General features: G+C 37.3%; 15 protein-coding genes. 4 read left to right on the top strand and 11 right to left on the bottom strand.

Annotated features, from left to right (window positions below):
• Window positions 1-46: 46 nt before the first annotated feature.
• Window positions 47-541, top strand: a complete 495-nt coding sequence (locus AC2CZC_RS23375; protein ID WP_484585661.1) for a hypothetical protein — start codon at window positions 47-49, stop codon at window positions 539-541.
• On the opposite strand, the gene AC2CZC_RS23370 is transcribed toward AC2CZC_RS23375, so the two are convergent.
• From AC2CZC_RS23370 to AC2CZC_RS23330, 9 genes are all read right to left on the bottom strand, one after another.
• Window positions 530-1,714 (bottom strand): anhydro-N-acetylmuramic acid kinase, encoded by a 1,185-nt coding sequence (locus tag AC2CZC_RS23370; RefSeq protein ID WP_484585660.1) that lies wholly within the window; start codon window positions 1,712-1,714, stop codon window positions 530-532. The two genes, AC2CZC_RS23375 and AC2CZC_RS23370, sit on opposite strands and share 12 nt — an antisense overlap.
• 4 nt (window positions 1,715-1,718) lie before the next feature.
• Entirely contained in the window at window positions 1,719-2,126 is a 408-nt protein-coding gene (locus tag AC2CZC_RS23365; protein ID WP_484585659.1) for a hypothetical protein, read from the bottom strand.
• Window positions 2,127-2,135: 9 nt separating this feature from the next.
• Complete coding sequence (locus AC2CZC_RS23360; RefSeq protein ID WP_484585658.1) at window positions 2,136-2,894, bottom strand: substrate-binding periplasmic protein; 759 nt, start codon at window positions 2,892-2,894, stop codon at window positions 2,136-2,138.
• A 153-nt stretch (window positions 2,895-3,047) separates the two neighbouring features.
• A complete protein-coding gene (locus tag AC2CZC_RS23355; protein ID WP_484585657.1) occupies window positions 3,048-5,507 on the bottom strand; it encodes a glycosyl hydrolase family 18 protein in 2,460 nt (819 codons plus the stop codon).
• 69 nt (window positions 5,508-5,576) lie between these two features.
• The gene (locus AC2CZC_RS23350) at window positions 5,577-7,010 is read right to left on the bottom strand and encodes a lytic polysaccharide monooxygenase (RefSeq protein ID WP_484585656.1); all 1,434 of its coding nucleotides are present in this window, start codon (window positions 7,008-7,010) and stop codon (window positions 5,577-5,579) included.
• 80 nt (window positions 7,011-7,090) lie between these two features.
• The gene (locus tag AC2CZC_RS23345; protein WP_484585769.1) at window positions 7,091-10,213 is read right to left on the bottom strand and encodes a glycosyl hydrolase family 18 protein; all 3,123 of its coding nucleotides are present in this window, start codon (window positions 10,211-10,213) and stop codon (window positions 7,091-7,093) included.
• A gap of 504 nt (window positions 10,214-10,717) precedes the next feature.
• The gene (locus AC2CZC_RS23340) at window positions 10,718-11,668 is read right to left on the bottom strand and encodes a sensor histidine kinase (RefSeq protein WP_484585655.1); all 951 of its coding nucleotides are present in this window, start codon (window positions 11,666-11,668) and stop codon (window positions 10,718-10,720) included.
• A gap of 2 nt (window positions 11,669-11,670) precedes the next feature.
• Window positions 11,671-12,210 carry a heme NO-binding domain-containing protein gene (locus tag AC2CZC_RS23335; RefSeq protein ID WP_484585654.1) on the bottom strand — a complete coding sequence of 180 codons (540 nt, stop codon included), beginning with the start codon at window positions 12,208-12,210 and terminating at the stop codon, window positions 11,671-11,673.
• Window positions 12,207-13,286 (bottom strand): response regulator, encoded by a 1,080-nt coding sequence (locus AC2CZC_RS23330; RefSeq protein ID WP_484585653.1) that lies wholly within the window; start codon window positions 13,284-13,286, stop codon window positions 12,207-12,209. Before AC2CZC_RS23330 ends, AC2CZC_RS23335 begins: the two co-directional genes overlap by 4 nt.
• A 95-nt stretch (window positions 13,287-13,381) precedes the next feature.
• Between AC2CZC_RS23330 and nosR the strand changes: the two genes are divergently transcribed.
• Window positions 13,382-14,683 carry a response regulator c-di-GMP phosphodiesterase, NosR family gene (nosR, locus tag AC2CZC_RS23325; RefSeq protein WP_484585652.1) on the top strand — a complete coding sequence of 434 codons (1,302 nt, stop codon included), beginning with the start codon at window positions 13,382-13,384 and terminating at the stop codon, window positions 14,681-14,683.
• A 214-nt stretch (window positions 14,684-14,897) separates the two neighbouring features.
• Here nosR and ppsA read toward each other — a convergent pair whose 3' ends face one another.
• Window positions 14,898-17,273: a phosphoenolpyruvate synthase gene (gene ppsA / locus AC2CZC_RS23320; RefSeq protein WP_484585651.1), complete on the bottom strand. Its 2,376-nt coding sequence runs from the start codon at window positions 17,271-17,273 to the stop codon at window positions 14,898-14,900.
• A gap of 141 nt (window positions 17,274-17,414) precedes the next feature.
• On the opposite strand from ppsA, the gene ppsR reads away from it, so the two are divergent.
• On the top strand, window positions 17,415-18,224 hold the full coding sequence (gene ppsR, locus AC2CZC_RS23315; RefSeq protein ID WP_484585650.1) for a posphoenolpyruvate synthetase regulatory kinase/phosphorylase PpsR: 810 nt from the start codon (window positions 17,415-17,417) through the stop codon (window positions 18,222-18,224).
• Window positions 18,225-18,250: 26 nt separating this feature from the next.
• Here the strand turns inward: ppsR and AC2CZC_RS23310 are convergent, their stop codons facing one another.
• Entirely contained in the window at window positions 18,251-19,606 is a 1,356-nt protein-coding gene (locus tag AC2CZC_RS23310) for a class II 3-deoxy-7-phosphoheptulonate synthase (protein WP_484585649.1), read from the bottom strand.
• A gap of 3,316 nt (window positions 19,607-22,922) precedes the next feature.
• On the opposite strand from AC2CZC_RS23310, the gene AC2CZC_RS23305 reads away from it, so the two are divergent.
• Window positions 22,923-23,798, top strand: a complete 876-nt coding sequence (locus tag AC2CZC_RS23305; protein ID WP_484585648.1) for a DNA replication terminus site-binding protein — start codon at window positions 22,923-22,925, stop codon at window positions 23,796-23,798.
• The last annotated feature ends 14 nt before the right edge of the window (window positions 23,799-23,812 follow it).

The raw sequence follows: 23,812 nt of genomic DNA, 5'->3' as shown, positions 1-23,812 counted from the left end.
AAACACATTCATACTTTAGTTGTTAATTATTTTCCTGTTGTGTCTGATGAGAAATACTAGAACCATCCAATTTGAATTGTATACTCACACTGATCCACTTTTCCCTATCGGTAAAGCTTCAGCAATTGATGAGATTGAGTTTGAAATGCAAGGTGAAGAACTTGTATTAGACTGCTTGCTTCCATCTGATGCTGTATCTGGAAACAAGTTAGTCATTACAGCAACCCATGTAGATGCTAGGTATGTCAACTTTTGTGGGGCTGTCTTATTGGATGATTTGGATATTGTTAAAGGTTCTGTTGAACTCGTTTTGACGGGTAGCGGAGATGCTGGTAGCTATATGACTCAACTTAGTTTACTTGGCGAAACTGGGGGAGTAAAAAACGTTGTAGATGCACAGGTCGAACTCGCTCGCGCAATAGAGAATCACAATTCAGAAGAGCTCCCTTATAAAAAAGAGCAGCCCTTCTTTAAAACCCTATCTATGCGACTAACTGCGTGGAAAAATGAATTAATTGATGGGTTTGCTTTACAAAGGTAGGGATATTTTTCCCATCGTCAATTGCTTGCCGTTATTACTTCCTGTATCCGCGTTCATAACGGTTTCATTAGCTAATATTGCAAATAGTACCGCTTCCTTAGAATCTGCATTGATCCCGTTCTCATTAAGTTTAGTAACCCTAAAATACTTACCTAATTTATCTTGAAGTTTCGTAACTAGAGCCAAGTTGTATGCACCACCGCCACTCACCAGTACATCCGCTGAGTGTGTTATATCTAATTGTTGTATGTGTTTAACAATACAACTTGCTGTGAATTCATTTAATGTTGCCATGATGTCGTGGTGCGATACGTCGATATTTTGCTCAGAAATCAATTTTTCTATTAATTCGAGATTGAATAGTTCAGGGCCGGTTGTTTTAGGCATGGCTTGCTTGATGAAGCGTAATGATAACAGCGAGTCGAGTAAGTCACTATTTATGACACCTTTCGACGCGATTTCTCCGTCTTTATCAAAATCGATACCGAAATGCTTTTGTACATACTGGTCCATCAGGGTATTGCCTGGCCCTATATCTGAGCAGATGACGTCATTTACATCATAGCCTTTACCAATAAACGTGAAGTTTGCAATACCGCCAATGTTCAGCAGCAACGTATCTTTTTGATGGTTTGCGAATAGATTGTAGTCTCCATATTGTGCAAGTGGTGCACCTTCGAAGCCCGCAGCAATGTGTTTTTGTCTAAAGTCAGATAAGGTAATTATGTTTGTTTCTGCGGCTATATGATCAGCGTCACCTATCTGCAATGTACCATTATTGAAATCAGAAAATGAATGAAAGCTATTTGGGCAATGATAGATTGTTTGTCCATGGCTAGCTATTAAGTCTATATCCTCATTTTTTATGCCCCACTCTGTCAATTTCTGGTTGATAAAATGGCCATGTAACGTCCCTATCCATGGGTTTAATAGTGTAAGATATTTAAGTTCGACAGTTTCAGTTGAAAATACTGGGCGTATTTTATTTTTTATGTCATCGTTATATGACGTAGTTGCGAAATGCGTAACCTCACACTGTGTGTCTGTGCCAAAGTTAGATATTTTGCAGACAGCGATATCCAAACCATCTAAAGATGTCCCACTCATTAAGCCTATTATGATTCTTTCTTTTTTGGTCGAGAGCTTATAAAGTTTTTCAATATATGGATTCATATTTTTAGATATTATTTGATGCTAGTACAGAAATGACAGGGTACATATTATACCCTAGTTCAATTGTTATATTCACTGCAGACTCTCCTGCTACAGTTGTTTTCCTCGGTAAAGAAGTCAGCGTTTGAACATCGCCATTTGCAAATAAAACGATTAATTGCTCAGGCTCTAAAATTCTTCTTCTGCTTGACAAATTTTCGATATTAATAAGAACTGCTCTACCCCCATCTTCATTTGACATAGCCAATGACGACCTTACTATAAAATCGCTTTTATTAGGTTTTATCTGCTCTTCTTGATAGAACTGGTTTATGTTTATTTGAGGTAAATAGCTGTCCACGGTGTAGGGCTTTTCTTTTGCGAGTAGAATAGGTGATATGAGTAATAGTGTTGCCAATAATAAAGATTTCAACGTGCTCTCCTATTTTATTACCTTAGGTTGTGACACTAATAGTATGTTTTGAATTTCCGTTTTTAAGCTGTCAATTGCATCATTTATGGATTCAATTTCTTTTTGTGTAAAATTAACACGGCTGAGCATAAAATGAATTGCATTATCATTGACTACATATGAGTGTAACCTTAACTGATCGTAGCCTAAACGGTTTATATAGTAGTAACCGCTATATTCATCTTCGATCAAAAAGTCAATTCTTCGCTTGTTTACTAATTCCATTCGCCTTGATGCGCTTGCCACCTCGGCTAAACGTTGCTGATACCATGGGATCTGTAAAATTTGCCGAAGCTCTTCGCCATAATACGCGCCTGGGTTTGTAACAAACGTATATTCTGCTGCAAATAATTCGGTAAGGCTCTTTACTGGTGGCAGCTGAAGTCTTGTAAACAATCGCATGCGTTCTCGCCGGTATGGTTTACTAAAATGCGCATTTTCTGCTCTTTCTCGGTTAAAACTGGCTGATGGTAAAACATCAATAAAGCCTTTATAAAGTTCAACTAACCCTCTTGCTGAACTAGGTAGTCTTAAAAACTGAATACACAGATTTGCTTTTTCAAAAACAAGTTTGGTAATTTCAATGTCGACGCCATTTGGCACATCATCTTTATAGGTTATGTAAGGCGGCCAACTTCCACCAATACCAACTTTCTTTTCAGACTTACAGTTGGGAGCTGAGTAGGCGAAATTTGAAGCTAAGATGAGCAGAAAAAAAAGTAGTTTCACATGTTCTTTCTAAATTGAATTATTTTCTAATTATGATTTATTTACAAAAAAAAACAAAGGCAGTTTATGCCTTTGTTTTATGAGGGCTGGCCTATCCATTGGTCAATTCATAATTAATTTATAAATATCAGCCCTATGATTGAAATTAATTACTTAAAGTGCCTTCCAAACCTGTGCACGACCTGGCTCTTCACCTCTTGTCCACCATTTTGCTTCATAAAGTGAACCGTTGTGTGTAACCTTGTCACCACCTACATAGACTGTACCTGCATCCCAAGCTGGTGCACCTGCGTCAACATTTGTAATAGTGACATCGAACGACGCTGAAGTTGTGTTAGTGCCATCCGATACATCAACTGTTACTGTTACCGTTGTATCTTGTGCAACATCACCTGCTGTTAAAGATACTGTTGAACCTTGACCTGATACTGTCAGGCCTGCAGGCACATTCCAAGTGTACGTTAGTGGGTCATTATTTGGATCCGTTGCTACAGCCGAAACAGTCACAGATTGTGCTTCTTGTACTGTAACATTGCTAATTGGCTGAACAACAGGAGCACCCGCTGGTACTTCCGCTTTGACCAATACAGAGACTGTTTTTTCAGTCGTCGCATTTTGGTCATCCGTTACAGCAATTTTTAGTTGGAAAGTCGTATCAGTTGTTACTGATGGCGCTGTAATTCCAACTGTCGCAGTATTTGCAGAAGTGAGCGTTAGCCCTTGAGCTGACCAAGCATAAGTTAAAGCAGCACCTTCAGGGTCTGTTGCATTAACAGTCAAGTTTGAAGATTGGCCAGAGTTCAATGTTAGGTTAGCATCTACGTTTACAACTGGCGCTCTGTTTACTGGCATACCGCCTGTTAAACCATCGTACATTGCATTTAGAATATCACCGTTATCTGCGTCTACTTCCCAAGCGAATAAACCACCTAGATTATGCAAGTTAACGTACTGGCCTTTTGCAAGAACTGAGCGAGGGCTATCGTATGTAAGTAGTTTACCGCTTGCTTTATTCCATACCCAAGCCGCTTCTGCTTGCTCATCATAACCTACAGTAAAGCCATTTAGACCGTTACCACCACCTACTAGGTTTCTAGCAATGCCTTTGTAGTCCATGATGCCGTCTTCCCAGACTCCTTCGCTGGTAGAACCTTTATACTTGCCATTACCTGGTGCAGTCATTGGATTACCTGGAATAGTTGTATTTGAATCGTATACACCTTCCCAGCCACGTCCGTACATTGCGGCACCAACTACGATTTTCTTAGAGTTTACACCTTGTGCAAGAAGTGCTTTTACTGCGTTATCAAGTGTATAAGCAGGCCCTTTTCTTGGCTCGCCATTATCATCTAGACCTGTCCCATCACACTCACCCTGACTTAAGTGTGAGCCACAGTAAATACCCGTCTGGTGACCAGTTACGTTATTCCAACCACCGTAGAAATCGTAAGTCATAGCAAAGATATAATCCATGTACTGCTGAGCAACTTGGTAGTCTACATCTTCGATTTTATCGTAACCTGACCCAATCGCTGATGTTAGCTCGTATTTACGACCTGTTTCAGCTTCTAATTCATCAAGCATAACTCTAAGTTCTTGCATTAATGCGATATATGCAGGGCCATCATTTACCGGATCACCTAGGCCTGGGTTTGGACCATCACCACCAGGGAATTCCCAATCGATGTCAACGCCGTCATAGAATTTCCAAGTTTTTAGGAATTGCTTCATTGAAGCAACAAATGTGTCCCTATTAGCTTTTGTTGTAAAACCATGGAACGGGTCTGATAAAGTCCATCCACCTACTGAAGGTAAAATTTTCAGGTCAGGGTAACGCTGTTTAAGTGCCATTAACTGCGCATAAGTACCACGAATTGGGTCGTTGTTATCTGTGCCTGGTAATGTTTTTTGAACTGCTGCCCATGGGTCGTGAATAACAACTTCATAATCTTGTGAATCAGCACACGCTTTTTGTAATGCGCGCCAGCTATTGCCATTCTCAATTTCTTTAAGTGATTCGTTCGCACCACAAATTGGAATGAATCCATAAAGCAGGTGAGAAAGGTTGTGTGCTGGAATATTAGATACATCGAAGTCACGACCGTATATACCCCACTCTACAAAGTAAGCACCTGTAACCATACCAGGGATAGTACCATTATTCGCATTATTCGGATCTACATCCATTGCTAGAGGCTGCAAGTGACCGCCATCTGTATCTGCGATTACAATTGGTTTACCAGCACTTTTAGCACACCCTGTTGCATCACAGATTTCTAGATACAGTGTATGACGTCCAGATTTTGTATAAGGGAAAGTGACTACACCAGTTTTTGTACCTGGTTCTAACAACCCTTTATTTACAACTTGATTATCAAAATAAACTTTATAACTGTCAGCACCAGTACCACTCCATGAGTTCCACTTAATGTTCACTGTAACGACATCTTTAGCTTGAACAATCTGTTTATAAGAACCATTTCCTTCTAAATTAACGTCTACAAATGAGTACGTTTGTGGTTCCCAACTGATTTGTGGTGCTGAAGGTGCGGCCATTAATCCAGTAGACATTAATGCCAATCCTATTGCTGCAGTTAAATTATTAATCTTCATTACTATCTCAACCTTATTTTACATGTTATATCCAAACCCCAAATAATTTGGAGTGACCTTTACATCTGTTTAAATCTTTTTCCAAACTTGTGTAGTGCCAGGCTCTTCGCCTCTATTCCACCATTTTGCTTCGTAATCAGCGCCCTTATGGCTAACTTTATCGCCAGCAACATATGTTTTTGATTTACTCCATGGCTGTAGTGTACTTACTACATTTTTGACGGTAATTTCGGCTGTCGTGGAAGACGAAAGTTCTCCGTCTGACACATTTACGCTTACCGTGTAATTTGTATCTTGGGTGACGTCAGCGGCGGCTAGATTAATTGTTGCTCCAGAACCTGTGTAAGTAAGACCGTTCGGTACATTCCATGTATATGTTAGTTCCATGGTATCGGTATCAAATGCGTGAACATGCAACTGAACTTCACTTAACTCGTTCATAATAATTGGGTCAGGTTTGTGTACAGTCGGTGGTGTATTAGGTTGTTTGACCTGAATCGTTAGATTGTATGTGTTTGCTGCATCAGCAACATAAACTTCGTTAGTTAAGAGATTAATTTTATCGAAGCTAATATTGCCAGCGGCATCTTTTACGCCGACTTGTACATCAGTTGCATAATTAGTATTGAGAATTGTAGCTAGTTCTTCTTGCCAGTTAGCTAGGTTTGTAGTTGTGATTTTTAATGATTGCTTAACGAGTTCTTGTCCGGTGCCATTGAATACACGTGCCCAAACTGTATCTCCTGCGTTTGCATCTTGGCCTTGTTTGACAAAAAATCCTGCGGAATACCAATTAACTGGTTGAGAATCTGACGTAATGTTTATATCCGAGCAATTATAAAAGCCCTCACCTGCAACGTCATTTCGCTGCCATCTGGTATAGAGTATTGCGCGTCCAGTTCTATCTTGAGGGATATTGATTGTCATTTCATAGAATTTTTTACCATCAGGGTCTGTCACAAAGTTGATGTTTCCAACTTCTGAGATTAACTGTAAATCAGCCCAATTTAGAATATCTGTGTCTGTATTGAACGTAGGCTTTGACAAGTAAAATTTCCAAAAACTTGGATTGTGCGGCGTTGTTGCTCTAAAACGTATTGCCAGATCACCATTGGCATTAGGTTTAACATCTGTTGTTTGCCAATCTTTATGTGGTAAGTTCATTCCTCTTTTTTCATTTGAGCCAGCGGCACACAATGTTCCATCAGGTATGGCTGCTTCAACTGCTGCTTGATTATTGTAGTCAGCTATAAGTGCGGCAAACTCATGTTCTTGAACAAACTGGACATATCCAGATTCTAAAAAGGCCGCTCTACATGCTAAATTTGGTATGTTTGTACCGTCGTCTGGCCACCAGTAGCCACCTTGTGCTTCACATATTGATTGTCTTGCCTTAGGGAAGTCCATAAAACCATGTGCTGAAGCGTTAATTGCGTTTAATGTTAAATACGCCGTACAAACAACTGAAATTGATGTTAAAGCCTTTCTTTTTATAGTGTTCATTTCGCTCACCTTGATGACTACATGCTAATTTAATTTGTTTTAGGTTTGTATTTGGGGGAGGAGCCCTCCCCCTTACTTAGTTAAAGTGAACAGACTTTTTGATAATCTGAACTTGTTGATGGTTGCTTGTTACTCCACCATTTAGCCTTGTATACGCCCTTCCCGTCGATGATTAGGTCACCTTGACCGGCATGTGTACCTCTTGGGAAAGTTGGATATACTGGGATTTCAGCAATTGGTGTGCCTTCACAATGTGTGATCGGGCCGCCATTACCATCACCAGGCTTTGCAGCTGGTAGCGTTGGTTGTTCAAACTTGAACGCGTAACGTTTACCGTCTTTTTCTGCTGTGAAGTTAACAGGACCAGTTACAGGCATGTAGTACATGACTTGTGCACCCACTGATTCACCTGGCGCAAATGATTTTGGTTGATTACCCCAATCATCAATTAGCGTGATTGAAAATCTGTGGAAGTCACCATCAAAACCGCCAATGTTATTTCCAGCAGCATTTGAATTGTCTACATCTACTGCCATGACTAATTTTTCTTGCGCATTCCAATTCGATTTAAACACCGGAGACGTTGATACCGGTATATCGAATGAAATCTTCGCACCTGTTAAATCGATATTTGAATTGTTCGTAAAGGTGAAAGTTGGTGCAATTGGGTAGTTATCATCACCAACAGGGAAGTTTTTAGCTTCAAATGTGACATCGACTTGCTCAGTTGGTACTTGGAATGCAACATCACCGCGGTGGATATCATACTGAGCACCTGATTGTTTAAACTTGTTATAGGCAAGTGTTGTCATACTTGAACCCATGAAGTACTCACCTTTCGCTTGGTCATAATCAAAATCACCAGCGAGTTCCCAGAACATAATGCCGCCTAAGCCTTTGTTGATTACATAATCGACTTTCGTACCCATTGATTCTTCATCTTCAATAGATAAAAATACTTTCTTTTGAGGATTCCATAACCATGGTGCTACGGCAACGCTGTCATAATGACGCGTATATGTACCTGTTAACTGATCGTCTGGGTCAGTATCAGGTGTTAAACCGTAATCTGATAAATAGCTTGGCATCACGCCATTTTGTAAGTTTTTAGCATGCCACAGTGGGTTTGAGCCTGCAGGCATTTCAAGTCCGGCATCATTTTTGTCATGCCACAAATTGTCTATACCAAGTGCGCCATTACCACATTTATTCTTTTCACCAACCCCCGTACCAGGTGCACAGTTAGCTTGATTCGGTAGTGCAGCTTGACCCCATAAACCGTTAGTACCGCCCTGAACATCTTTAAAGCCGCGAGTATAGTATGGAATACCAATATTGATACGTCCGGCAGATAGCCCACCTTGGAAATATTTAACTGCCCAATCTGTGTTTAGGTAGCCAATACCGCCAAAGTTTTCTTCTGTGTAAACATTCCAGGCAATCAACTCAGAATCCAAGCCGGTATCGTAAAGTGCCGCGTTATGGCCAACGTGTGAATTCCATGCACCATGTAAGTCATATGACATGATGTTTACATAGTCTAGATATTTTGTTACCTGGAACGTTTCCATACCACGTAATAGGTAACCAGAAGAAGGAGAAGCGATAGTCAACATGTAGTGAACACCATCCTGCTGACCAGCTTTATCTAATTCTTCACGCAGACGCTTCATTAATACTTGATAAGATGCGTTTAAACCAGCGCGTCTTGCATTTGAAATTGGGAAATCATCAGGGTGACCTGAGTCTTTCATTGAAGAAGGATACTCATAATCAATATCAACACCATCAAAACCGTATTGACGAATAAACTCTACTGAGCTTGCAACAAACGTTTCAATGCCTGCATTGTTTACAGAGCCGTCAGCATTGGTAGTCATCGTGTAAAAACCGCCGCTGTTTACACGTGAACCATCAGGACCAAAGAAACCTCCAGTTTCTGCCCAACCACCGACACTAATTAACGTTTTTACATCTGGATATTGTTTTTTATATTTATTAAGAAGGTTAAAGTGTCCTTTATACGGCAATGTGGGGTCAAGTTCTGCACCTGCAACACCAGGCCATTCCATATTTGTTGCTGGGTTACCTGATGCATTTGGGTCACCTATTGATACTTTATTTGCTGCGTCAACGTGTGCGAATGCATAGTTAATATGGGTGATTTTGTCCCAAGGAATATCATTTACAAGATAAGATGGTTGACCATTCGCGCCGTTTCGCCAACTAGTAAAGTAACCAATCACACGACGAGGGTGGTCAGCACCCATAAGCTCCCTGCCGTTAGCGTCATAAATTGTACAGTAAGGCGTATTCACACCAGGGGTTTGGTAAAGCCCGTCAGGTTTACAAGCATCTCTGTCACCAGGGTTTTGCGCACCTACTTGAAGTTGTGTGCTAACACTCGTACTCGCATTTTCATTGTCTGTCACTGTAAGCGTGAAGTTATATGTCCCGTCAGCTTCGGCGACCCATGTGTGCTCAGTCGCTGTGCCATTCGTGCTTAATACTTCTGTTCCATTAACAGCGAAACTGAGTTTGCTTAGTGAACCATCTGTATCGCTTCCTGAAAGTGAGAATACAACACTGCTGCCAACTACTAACTCAACAGGTTTTGATTTGATATTTAAAGTCGCAAGTGGTGCCTCATTGACTGGAGTAGAAGTTTTAACGATGAGTAAATTAGAAAGTATATTTGAGGCTTCGTTTTTATCATCAAATGCTTTTGCGCTTACTTGATATTGACCTGGTTGCCCAGCTGTCCAAGTAGCATCAAATACATCAGCAACGCCTGAGTTGTCGGTAGCAATTAAGTTATTGTCAACATAAAACTCCACTCGGTTGACGCTTCCGTCAACGTCAACCGCTTTTACGCTTATGGCAACGCTGTCATTTTGGCTAAATTCAGAACCTTCAAGTGGTTTTAACTGACTGATAACCGGTGGGTTATTAACACCTGTACCACTACAGTCTCCTAGTTTTTTCCACTCTTGGCTTGGTCCTGAGTTAAGTGCAGGCTCTGAGCGAGTCCACCACTTTGCTTCGTACGCTGTATTGTTTTGAACGACTTGATTGCCACCTACGTAAGTAGAACCGCTTTGCCAATCGGCAATTCCTGTGCAGTCATAAGCATGCGCATACGTTGTGCTAATTGCAATTGCTATGGAGCTCAACTTGAGCGCATTTATTATATGATTTCTCATTTTCATTTTATCACCAACCTTTACATTAATTGTGATTAACATTTGTTAAATAAAGCTAACATAGAAATTAAACACGTCAATGTTGTGGTGGTTAAAAAATGACCTTTCATTGTGTTGTTTTAGTACTTATGTATGGTGTTTTTAGACTCGATATGAATAAATTTAATTTTTAGTTACAAAAGTAACGTATGAATCCAATTCATCTCTTTTTTAGGTAAAATTCAATACTATTGCATATATAACAGTTGCTTAATGAAGTTGTGTGTCTGAACTAGGTCTAAATGTAAACTTTCGCATAAATAAAAGTTATCCGAAAGTTTACGCACACGTAAACTTATGTAGGTTATATAATATATCTATTAGTTATATAAATTAATGATTAAATCTTTTCGAATTTGATTTGGCGCAGTGAAAAATTTAAATTATTTTCTTCATACAAATAGAAGACATTAGACTTAAGTCTAGTGTCTTTATTAAAAATAACTTTGAAGACAGATGTTTAGTTTAATTAACTAGGGGGATTTTTATAGTAACTGTGGCACCAGCGTCAAGATTATTGTCTATTGACACTAATCCTCCGTGGTTGGAGATTATGCCGTAGACTACAGCAAGACCCATTCCGGTGCCCTCTCCAAGCGGCTTTGTAGAATAGAACGGGTCAAATACTCGGCTTATTATTGTGGGGTCTATACCTTGGCCGTTATCTATAACCTTGAGTACCGCACTTTGACCTTCTTGTTTTGCCGTAATAGTAAGTGTTGGAATAAAGGATGGCTCTGTGCTTTTTTTTGAGTTGCAGGATTGCGCCGCATTCACCAATATGTTGATTAATGCCTGAATTAAGTTTGATTTGTTGCCTTTAATTATTAATTCAGCCTCGCAATTGATAGTAACTCTTAGTTGTTTTAGTTTATTTTCTAGTAGTTGAGTTGTCTGTTCAATTAGCTCTAACGCGTCAAATTCAGCGATAGTCTCAATTTTAGACTTCGCAAAATCTAATAAGTTAGCGACGATTTTACTGATCCTTTCACACCCTTCCTTACAGTCGATAGTAATGTCGTTGACATCTTGGATCAGATCTGAAGTTGAAATACTGTTCTGGAGCTTTGCGATTTCGTCAGAAAATTCAGAAATATTTATATCTTTGTTTATTAGTTTTGAACTTAAAATTAGATATTGACGTATGTCATTAGTGTATTCAGACAGCGTGTCTAGGTTACATGTCAAATAAGCTAAAGGGTTGTTGATTTCATGTGCGACGCCGGCTGACAGTGTTCCTAACGTGGCCATTTTTTCTGATTCAACGACTGCGACTTGTTGCTTTTGAAGAATCTCTATTTTCTTTTCAAGTTCGAGGTTTAATGCATACAATTTACTCGTTTTTTCTTCAAGTAACTCTTCTAGTTCATCGCGAGCCTGTTTCTCGCGCATATATGCCTTGTAGTAGTTCTGCATAGTTATCCATGTGTTATTATGAAAGTACATACGGGATCTGAACGATGCGTGCAGGTTGTATGCTCTATTGCTACAGTTTCATTAAAGTGCTCTGCACAACCGTAGATTAATCCTTCAGCACAGAAACAAAGTTGCCTAGGTGAATTATATATCAGTTCAATTTTATTTTTATTGAGTATTTTGGCGCTAATTGTTGGTAAGTTTGGCTCTTCATACAATTTTTGTACTTCACTGTGAATCACCACATCAATTGACATAATTAATTCGTCGAAGCTTTTAAACTCCTTTACAATTGCTGGATGTTTTTTTGCCAAAAATGAAAATAAGTAAGTACCAAAAGCTTTCAGGGTTTGTTCCATACTTAAATCTAATGCACTAGCGACACTCGTTGCAATAGCGAGAAGCTCTTCATCAGGGTATGATCTTGCACTAATATACACGCGATTTTCAGGGCAATGCTTTTCAAGCAACTGTTCCCATAAATCCATGCCTTTTTGCTCAATAACGAGCTCTTCTAAGCATCTGAATATCAAACCTTTCATAAAAATTCCTCTTCTATGTATGTGCTAGCTGATGATTGCTGTGAATATAGTTTTAAACTATCAAGTGTTGATTCACTTGAATTGATAATGTCCGATACTAAATCCTCATTTTCCGTACCTAAATTAAGCATAATGGCTCTGAATATGCGTCCTATTTCACTATCTGTATTATCACAAATAAACATTTTCCTACCTGCCAAAATTTGAGTGTCTACCCCCCAGATGGCAGCAAAGTGATCATATAAAGAAGTATCAATGCGGATTCTGTATAGCTCATCTAGATATACACTGATTAATTCATTAATTGTTAAGCTAAGTAAACACTGTAAAAGTTTTTCGCATTCACTAATTTGTAAATTATTTCTCTTCGCAAAAACAAAAGCTTTAGTAGCCAACAAATAGTATTTTTCAACTCTTTTATTTGCGGTACAGGCCGATAAAGTATAAATAAGCTGCTCTACAAATTGACTGAGAATCTGTACCATTTCAAAGCTAGCATGCTGTATTTGGGGTATTAGAGTCTTATCTTGTATTTCGAGCTCTACGATACTACCTAAGTGTTTTATTAACTGAGTTTGATTAGCCAACTCTGTTACTTTCTGGCTTTTTTGTGAGTTTATTAATTCTATATTTGGTAATGGCACATAAGGCATAAACCCCAGTCGTAGCTGCTGCTCATGACTAAGGTTTGTTGATTGCGACCTTTCATAAATATCACCTATCAGACATAAATCATCAATTGTAAAAGGCTTAGCTATCATAAGATTGGCAGGGATATTCTGTGGTCTACTTCTTAAAGTTTCAATGTCCCCAGACATTAATATGCGTGTTGTTAGTGGGCTGATTTGCTGTACAATCTTTAATGCCTGTTCTCCGTTTAAAACTGGCATCTGAAAATCAGTAATAAATAAATCAAACGGTTCTGATGCATTGGCGAGGTATTGTTCTAACAATGTTGGGTCATTTAACGCGACAATGTTGTCTGCACCGAGTTGTTTTTTTAGTGCTCTAGTTAGCGCTCTTAGAATCAACTTATCATCATCAAGTAACAAAACATTCGTCGGTTTTATTTTCATCAAATCCGTGCCTATTTTATTGTTTCTTATTAAAGTTTAGTCTAATTTTAAAATTAATAACAAATCGTGTTTTTGAGTTGGAGATCTCTTCATATATGAATGACGAAACAATAGTCGTACTATGCCTTGACGATGAGAAAAGTGTTTTGAACTCATTGGGTCGGTTATTGAGACAGAATGGAATTAAAGCTGAGCTATTCCAATCTGGTCATGAAGCACTAGATAGAGTAAGAGAGATTGATTTTGATGTAATCATCTCTGATATGCGTATGCCGAATATGGATGGCGCGGAGTTTTTAACTCATGCTAAAGCAATTTCGCCAGATGCAAGAAGAATTCTCTTGACAGGCTATTCCGATATCCAAGATACAATTAATGCAATTAATAGCGGTGGTATACATGGATACTTACAAAAGCCATGGAATAATGAACAGCTTGTTCGAGAAATAAATAAAGCTGCTGAATTGACAAAATTAAAAAAGCAAAACGACATTTTACAAAAGCAGGTTCAGGCACAAAACGAAGAGTTAAAAACACTCAATACTAGTTTAGAAAGTTTAGTTGAGAAAAGAACTTCTCAAATCCGCCAGGTATTAAAGCAGCTTGAAGCTGCAAATGAGAATGAAAAAAAAGAACACAAAAGTACTGTTGAGCTACTGTATAATTTTATAAATGCTAATCCATATCTCGATGCAGACAAAGCAAAGAATATCGCTAAGCTGTGCTTTCAAATAGCCAAAGGTTTATCTCTGAGCAATGAGGTGGCTGATATGGTAAGAATGTCTGGTTATTTGTCTCAAGTTGGCCTCTTAGCGATGGATCCAAGTTTATACTCAAAACCTTTTCACGAACTTGATAGCGAGAAGAAAAAAGTATTCTTAACTCACCCTGCAACAGCTCAATTAATGTTAATGCCTGCGCAGCACCTTAGTGATGTGGCCGAAGCAATTTATAGTCAGTTTGAGAAATATAATGGTCAAGGCGTTCCAAAAGGCATAAAAGGTAAGGAGATCCCTATAGGTGCTCAGATTTTAGCTGTTTCAAGAGATTATATTGAGCACCTATATCAGAGCCAAAGGCCAATGAGTGAAAGAAAAGAAAATGCACTTGAAATAATTAAGATGTATGGTGGTAGCTTTTATCATCCAAAAGTCGTTGAGTCTTTTTTGAATGTACTGTCCACTGATCAAGTTGAAACAGATAAAGTTGGTAGTATGAGCATATTAACCGCTCATCAGCTTAAGCCTGGCATGGAATTAGGTTTAGCTATGCATAATGCACAAGGTATTATGCTTCTTCCAAAAGGCCATGTGTTTTCACAAAATTCCATATCAAAATTACAACAACTTGAAACTCAGAAACCAAATCCATTTCGAATCATGATAGTTGACAATTAGTTATGTTAAATTAGGTTGTTTTTAATTATTCTAGTCTTACTCCAACCAATTATTTAAGATACCAATAATTGGTTTTCCAACAAAAAGAACACATCATACGTTAAAGAGGTATAATAGTAAGTAGCAATAATCATATATTTCAGAAGGTCAACAAGGGAAATAGTTTTACTAGATGGTAAAAAAAGAGCACCAAGTTTAGGTGCTCTCTCATTAGTTATTTATTGAACTTTTCAGCCAAATACAACCAAGTTTCTAATACAGTATCAGGATTCAGTGATACTGTATCAATGCCCTGCTCTACAAGCCAAGCTGCAAAGTCTTCGTGGTCAGATGGACCTTGGCCACAAATACCAACATATTTGCCTTTTTCTTTAGCAGTTTTAATAGCCATTGAAAGTAGCTTTTTAATAGCTGGGTTTCTTTCGTCAAATAGATGTGCAATAAGACCTGAATCTCTATCAAGACCAAGAGTCAGCTGCGTCAAATCATTTGAGCCAATTGAGAAGCCATCAAAATATTCTAAAAACTCATCAGCAAGTAATGCATTTGATGGTAGTTCGCACATCATAATCACTCGCAGTCCGTTTTCACCGCGTTTTAAGCCATGCTCTTCAAGAAGTTCGATTACTTTAGCTGCTTCTTCAAGTGTTCTGACAAATGGGATCATGATTTCGACGTTCGTTAAATCCATTTCATTACGAACGCGTTTAATAGCTTCACACTCTAAAGCAAAACACTCTCTGAAATCTTCAGAGATGTAACGAGACGCACCACGGAAACCAATCATTGGGTTTTCTTCTTCTGGTTCGTATTGTTGGCCGCCAATTAAGTTTGCATATTCGTTTGACTTAAAGTCTGACATACGAACAATAACTTTTTCTGGTGCAAATGCCGAACCAAGAGTTGAGATACCTTCAACCAATTTTGCGATGTAAAATTCTACAGGAGAATCATAGCCAGCAATGATCTCATTGATTTCTGCTTTTAATTCATCTGATTGGCTATCAAAGTTAATAAGCGCTTTAGGGTGTACGCCAATCATTCTATTGATGATGAATTCCAAACGAGCTAAGCCGATACCTGCATGTGGTAACTTTGCGAAGTCAAAAGCTCTATCAGGGTTACCCACATTCATCATGATCTTCAATGGTAAGTCTGGCATTGAATCAATACGAGATGAAATGACTTCATACTTTAGTTCGCCTGAGTAAATATAACCAGTATCACCTTCTGCACAAGAAACAGTAACAGCATCGCCATGTTTTATGGTCGCTGTTGCATTTCCACAACCAACAACTGCTGGTATGCCTAATTCACGTGCAATAATTGCAGCGTGGCACGTTCTACCACCTCGATTAGTAACGATCGCGGATGCACGCTTCATGATTGGTTCCCAATCAGGATCGGTCATATCAGTTACAAGTACGTCACCTTGCTGTACTTTGTCCATTTCATCAATTGATGAAAGTACTCTTACAACACCAGTACCAATTTTATGGCCAATTGCTCTACCTTCACAAACGATTTCAGACTTTTCTTGAAGCTGGAAACGCTCCATAACGTTTGAATCTTCGTTGGAACGAACAGTTTCTGGACGAGCTTGAACAATATAAAGCTTGCCGTCATTTCCATCTTTTGCCCACTCGATATCCATTGGTCTACCGTAGTGTTTCTCGATGATGACTGCTTGTTTAGCAAGTTCTTGTACTTCTTCGTCAGTTATTGAGAACTTGTTGGAAAGCTGTGGGTCCATGTCCACGATTTCAACTTGTTTGCCGTGAGACTCATCGGCTGAGTAAATCATTTGTATTGCTTTTGAACCAATGTTTCTTCTTACAACTGCTGGCTTGCCTTTAGCTAGAGTTGGTTTGTGAACATAGAATTCATCAGGGTTTACTGCACCTTGAACAACCATTTCACCAAGGCCATAGCTTGATGTTACGAAAACTACATCTTCAAAACCAGATTCAGTATCTATAGAGAACATTACACCTGATGATGCTTTATCAGAACGAACCATTCTCTGTATACCTGCAGATAATGCAACGCCTCTGTGATCATAACCTTGGTGTACACGATAAGAGATGGCACGGTCATTGAAAAGAGATGCAAAAACGTGTTTGATTGCGACCATTACGGCATCAATACCACGTACATTTAGAAAAGTTTCTTGTTGACCTGCAAATGATGCATCAGGCATGTCTTCTGCTGTAGCAGATGATCTTACCGCAAAGGAGACATCATTTTGATCATCGCCATGTAAAGTGGCGTAGGCTTCGCGAATTGCTTTGTCTAATTCTGGTTGGAAGGGAGTGTCGATAACCCATTGTCTGATTTGGCTTCCTACTTTGGCCAACTCATTAACGTCTTCAACGTCAAGGGTGTCTAAAATGGTGTGGATTTTTTCATTGAGTCCAGATTGCTCTAAAAACTCATTAAAAGCTTCTGCTGTGGTTGCGTAACCACCAGGCACTTGTACACCAGCGTTAGCAAGGTTAGATATCATTTCACCTAGAGAAGCGTTTTTACCACCAACTCGAGGTACGTCTTGCATACCCAATTCTTGATACCAGAGAACGTAGTCTTGCACGGAACTGTCTCCAAAAACAAATTGTAATAAATGTGAGAGATTAATTGACCTTCCTTTAGGTCGAAGGCATTCTACAACGGTAAGTATAGCCTCGTAAACCAAGACTTGAAAAAATACTAAAAAAGTAATGAAAAGGTTAAAATGAGAACAGCATTTTATATATCAGATGGCACAGCCATTACAGCAGAAGTTTTTGGGCATGCAACTTTATCTATGTTTCCTGTCGAATTCGAACATAAGACATTACCCTTTATCGAATCTGTTGATAAGGCATTGGCTGTTAAGGCGACAATTGATAAGGTTGCAGAATCCAGTGGCGAACCTCCGCTTGTGTTTTTTACTTTCGTTAATCCTGAATTGTCCGATATTATTTTGTCTTCAAAAGGTGTGTGTTATGATTTTTTGTCTTACGCAAGCGAAATTGTTAAACGCGAATTAAAAGTAAAACCAGTCCCTAAAGTTCACAGAACGCATAGTATTCATGAAAAGACATATGACTTTCGTATTTCTGCTGTTAATTATGCACTAGCGAACGATGATGGCGCCAATATAAAGGATTATGACGAGGCTGACATCATTTTAGTGGGTGTTAGCCGAAGTGGAAAAACGCCGGCAAGTTTGTATCTCGCTTTACAGTACGGTATCAAAGCAGCAAATTATCCAATAACAGAAGATGATTTAGAAAAAGGTAATTTTCCTAAATTTTTACTTGAGCATAAAAACAAGTTATTTGGGCTTACTATCGACCCAGATAGACTGGCATCAATTCGTCAAGAGAGAATGGCCAATTCTAAGTATGCCTCAATTAGGCAGTGCCGTATCGAGGTTCGAGAAGTTGAGATGTTATTTAAACGTCACAGAACTCCTTTTTTGAATTCTACAAAATTTTCTGTAGAAGAAATATCTGCAAAAATTATAGCCGAGGCTGGTCTATCAAGAAACAAGTATTAAAAAAGGCCGCGTAAGCGGCCTTATGGTTATACTCTATCTCTTGCATCCTTTAGTAAGTCGGCGACTAAGAACCCGAGCTCTAATACTTGGTCAGCATTTAATCTTGGATCACATTGTGTTCTATAGCGTTGAGCCAAGTCTTCATCTGATAAACCATATGCACCACCAATACATTCAGTGACGTGTTGACCTGTCATTTCGAGGTGTACGCCTCCAGGGTATGTACCCTCAGACTTGTGTACCGCAAAAAATTGACTAATTTCACGCAAAATATTATTAAAACTTCTTGTTTTATAGCCTGTACTCGCCTTTTCAGTGTTACCATGCATAGGGTCTGATGACCAAACAACATTTCGGCCTTCTGTTTTTACCTTGCGCACAAGATTCGGTAATTTTTCGGGTAAAACATCTGCTCCCATTCGAGTGATTAAGGTCAAGCGACCTGGGATATTTTCTGGATTAAGTGCATCAATCAAGCGGATCAATTCATCTGGGTCCATTCCTGGCCCAACCTTAACACCTATAGGGTTTTTGATCCCGCGGAAGAATTCAATATGTGCGTGGTCTAACTGTCGTGTTCTTTCACCTATCCACACAAAATGGGCTGAGCAGTCGTACCAATCGCCTGATAAGTGATCTCTCCTGGTTAACGCTTGCTCATAACCAAGTAAAAGTGCCTCGTGTGATGTATATAAGTGAGTTTCTTTTAAGCTAGGTGCAATTGATGCATCAATTCCACATACTTCCATAAATTCAAGTGCATCTTGAATACGGTTTGCCATTTGTTGGAACTTGTCACGTAAAGGATTTGCAGCAACAAAGCTCATATTCCAACGGCTAACCTGATGTAAATCCGCTAAACCACCTTGCGCAAAAGCTCTTAATAGATTTAGGGTGGATGCACTATGGTGATATGCCTTCATCAATCTATTTGGATCTGGGATCCTAGCTTCTTCAGTAAATTCAAAATTATTTATTATATCGCCGCGATAAGATGGTAGAGAGACACCGTTAATGGTCTCGTAATCAGATGATCTAGGCTTTGCGTACTGACCTGCCATTCTAGCTATTTTAACAACTGGACATTTTCCTCCGTATGTCAAAACAACAGCCATCTGAAGCAAGGTTTTAAAAGTATCTCTTATGTTTGTAGCACTGAAGTCAGCGAAAGATTCAGCACAGTCACCGCCTTGCAACAGAAAAGCTTTTCCGTTGCAAACATCACCAAGACTTTTATATAAACTTCTTGTTTCTTCAGCAAACACTAGAGGTGGTGCTGCATTAAGTTCTGACTCAACATTAGCCAATATTTTTTGATCTGGATATTCTGGCTGTTGGACAATTGGAAAGTCTCTCCAGCTATCTGGATTCCAAGGTTTCATTTCTCATTCCTCATTAGTTACCTCACAATGCACGTTATCGTATAGGACGGTATGCTTCAAGCACAAATTAGTTAAATTTCAAATTTAATTTAATATACAAAAACTATAAAGAACACATCATACATTAAATGCTCATAGCATTAGAAATAATAGAGTTAAATTATAAAAAATAAACAGGGAAATTATGTGTAAAATAATTCCTTAAATTACTTGAATAAACTGTATTAAATCACTCAGCTCTTAGATGGGTCTTTATTTTCAATAATTTTCTTGATTCTTAGATTTCTTCACTTCTTTATCTTCGTTATGGGTTTCTTACTTGTCGGTTGATATCTATAAACACCCGTTTTAAACAACGAACGTCTTAAATAAGTAGACTTTTCAAGTATGCTTTGAAGCCAAATTGTTGAATTCATGATGTTTTGCCATTTATTTTTCCCAACAAATTGGAACTTTTCCTTTTGAAATCAAAGCACGCTAGTTATCTCACAGACTTTATTTATAGCTATAAACTTTGCGTGGCAGAAAACAAAACTACCAAGAACATTAAGAGTCAATAGCTATACTCTCGCAATATAGTATTGGCCTATATCGAGCTCTTAGAGAAAATCACGTGATCATTTACGTTCTTTACTTTCCTACGATATTGAACTATTTTGTTTCAATACACAGATTTATAAAATTGTTTTCATTAAAAGTGTAGTGAACTAAAGAAATTCAAGAATCACCGATGTGAAAAAATCGAAATCAGGGTAGAATGCTAGGTAAGATTCAGTCGCAAATTTAGAACATTAATACAAACCTCTTCATCCAACTTGTTTTCATTGTCCAATAAAAATATCACTGAAACAAAATTTAGTTTAGTATCAATGCTTGATTGTAAGCAGATTTAATTGGTCATTTTCTTCATCACCTCTCCTTAGGTGAAATTATCTAAGAATCATGTTCGTAGCATATCGCAACTACTTAAATTATGTTAAATTGGATGTTTTCCTATAACTTTACGTGAGTTATTTATCATAAATTATCTCTAACTTTAAAATTGATGTTAGCTTAAACATCTAGAGCCTAGAATTTAATGAGTTAAGATCCTTTAAACAAAGTGCTTTTTGTTAATAATTAAAAAAATTCCTTTCTAGTTACGCCGTCGAAAATTACTACTTCGTTCTTTTAGTAATAAAAGCTCAATGTACAAGTTACAAAACCTTTTATGAGATGCCCTACTCAACTATTATTCATCAATTCTCAGATTTAAAATAGAACTAACTTAGTCATTCACTGACCGTCAACTCTTGTTGTTTTGAAAGAAATCGAGAGCAGTTCACATTAGTGATTAGAATTCTTACTTTCTTGTAAAGTAGATTTTCAAGTCACTTTTTTTGAAGGAATTAAAATTATACAAATGCATTGTCAGAAATGACGCTATCTCAATATTTATGATTTTTGGAAAATAATTTTTCCATAGTCTTTCTTAAATTTTAAAAATGTGTAATTAACAAAGCTTATATTAATTTAGAATGTTTATTTTCTATTTTAGTCATCACAAAAATCTGTATTCAGGATACTTCTTAATCTTTCAGTTTGTTTTACATTGCTTTGTAGAATATCCTAAGATAAAACTCTACTTGAAAGATAGGTATTTCTTTTTTTAGATATAATAACAATCTACGCTGAATGTTTAATTCAATTGTTATGAGAGCAGCAACTATTTATCCTACAAAAGTTACTGCTCTCAGTTAAAGTGAATCACATTCAACTTGCAAAAGTAAAAAAACTTATCAATAATATAAAGGAACACATCTTACTTTTTGTTTAGGTAATATGTTTTATCATTCTGTCCATAAATACCAAAAGTCAACAAAACCCACCACCATAAGTGACTCACCACAAACACACATTGAAACAAATAAAATTATTGCAAATAACCTGCTCTATAACTTATAAGACAACAATCTATATATAGGCTTTAAACCACACAAATACTTGAAGAGTATAGAATATCTATCTATAATAAAGGAACACATCATACCATGTTTTTGAAAGTTAAACGTAGCAAACTCTTTAGTATTTAGAGCTAAAATATCCAGTAAACTTATATTCTTCGAGTAGAGATTTTAAGATAAAATTTTTTGCTATTGCATTAACAATTATAATAATGTTCCGCACAACTTGTTTAAATTTAATCCTCAAATACACCACTCGTTTTTCGATACAACAGGCTTCCTTCAGTATTTGATAATCTAAACTTTTCTAGACCAGTTTTCATCAATCGTCTAAAAGTTAGTTTTCTACTAGTTAATAATGAAGAAGATAAATTTAACTTGCCTCTCAAACCATGAGCAATAATGGTCGGCGAAGTAGAAATTTATTTTTCTTATTAGTTATTTAGTCAATCTTTTAACAAGTAACTATATGCCAAACATTCCTTTTCCTTCAACAATCTCCTTGCCATCCGCCAATATGAATCTAGTCCTGCTCAATAAATTAACGTTCTTGAGTACTAATCCAGTCTTTAATTTTTTCTAATCACGTAAATCGCAGTAACTACATTGATTTTTTGCCCTCTTGGTAGTTCTTTATTTAACCATCCATCTGCTTGATAGTCCTTAGCTATCAATTGATACAAAGTATCAAAACTAACTCCTTTTCTTATGTTTTTTCTGCGACTTTTTAGGTTTTGCATCAATCTCAACCAGGGTTCATACTGCATATGGGTTATGAACAACATTATTATTGTTGGATGTATATCATAGATTTTTATACTTCAATTCTTTTTACATTCGATTTGAAAGCTATCTTAGGATTCATCGAAGTAAAAAATCTTTACTTCATGCATCATATTGGTGTGACATAGATTAAGTCAACGGCCATTAAAGCGCTAATTTAAATCTATTTAATTAGGATAATTGATTACTTTTCGTTCCAGGCTAATAGCTAGTTTTTAATTTCTTTCTTTTCATTTGATTCTGGAAAATTTAAAGATTTTGTTTTTACAAACCCTTCTGCATTCCAGTTTACCTGATGTCACTAATTTATATGTATGCATAAAATGCTTACGTTGCATTTAGCATATTAACCAAATAAATGGTTAAAGTTGAAGATTCGTTCTTTGTTAGATATAATTATAAGAACACATCATACATTTACTTCATTTATAATTTAAATAAACAATATAGGAAATATAAAATTTTAGTAATCACTAAATAATTGTAGGATGTGTTCTTGTAGCCCTCACTAAATAAGAAGCTATTTAAAACATACAAAAATCTATTAATTTTGCTATAATAAAAGGAACACATCTTACTTATATATTTATATGACAACTAAATTTGAACTAAGAAGTCAGTTTGATTATTTATTCGACCAAATAAATCTTTTGTGTGAAGAGCTTAGAACACATGAAATAGTAAATAGTTTTTATTATGAGCTTCCCGCAATAACTACTGAAGACGAAAAAAAAGCACCAGAACATATTCAAGTATCTAAACTATCAGGTAAGGAAGCACTCGATAAATGTATCAGTAGTTATTTAGACTTATTTGTCGGAGAAAAAAAAAGTAGTAAAATCTTAACTAGACATCCAGGTCTCATATCTGTCAATGACCTTCAAGGAAGGTTAAAATCACGCATCAGAGAAGTCAACAAGTCAAAAGAAGATTTTAAAAACTTAATTTTGCAAATTAATAGCAACGATGCAAGATTTGACGCAGTGCATAATGCAATTCCAAACTTAATAACATTAGCAGCATATAGGAAAATACACTGTGAAGATCAAATCCCCTACTCTGTAAGATTTACATGGATGAAAAAACATTCAACTAGGACACTTTCAAAGAAACTAGCACTCGAAATGTTGAGTAAATCCTCAGGATATTCTAATCCAAGAGTGATAGATCAGCAAAATTGGTTACAAATAGTAGAGTCTGAAAAAATAAGAGTATCGAGCTTAAATGAAGACTCAAAACTAAGAATAAAACGGCCAACAAGAGTAACGCCTGAGGTAAATATACGATTCTCAGCTAAAAATAGATACCATGTTAGTGCGGCTTTACCATTTATCTTGCTAAACCCGCAAAAAGAAACAAAAATTGGAACTTTGCCTGATTATTCGGCAAAAAATATAGATGTTCGAAAGAAAGATTACTCTTATCTTGTAGAGCGTATTTATTTAGAAAATCTGCCTAATGATTAACAAAGTTCTGATTT

It is taken from the genome of Pseudoalteromonas sp. MMG033 (assembly GCF_057197785.1).
The sequence above is the reverse complement of the archived record's forward strand: the minus strand, read 5'-3'. Positions and strand labels throughout refer to the sequence as shown.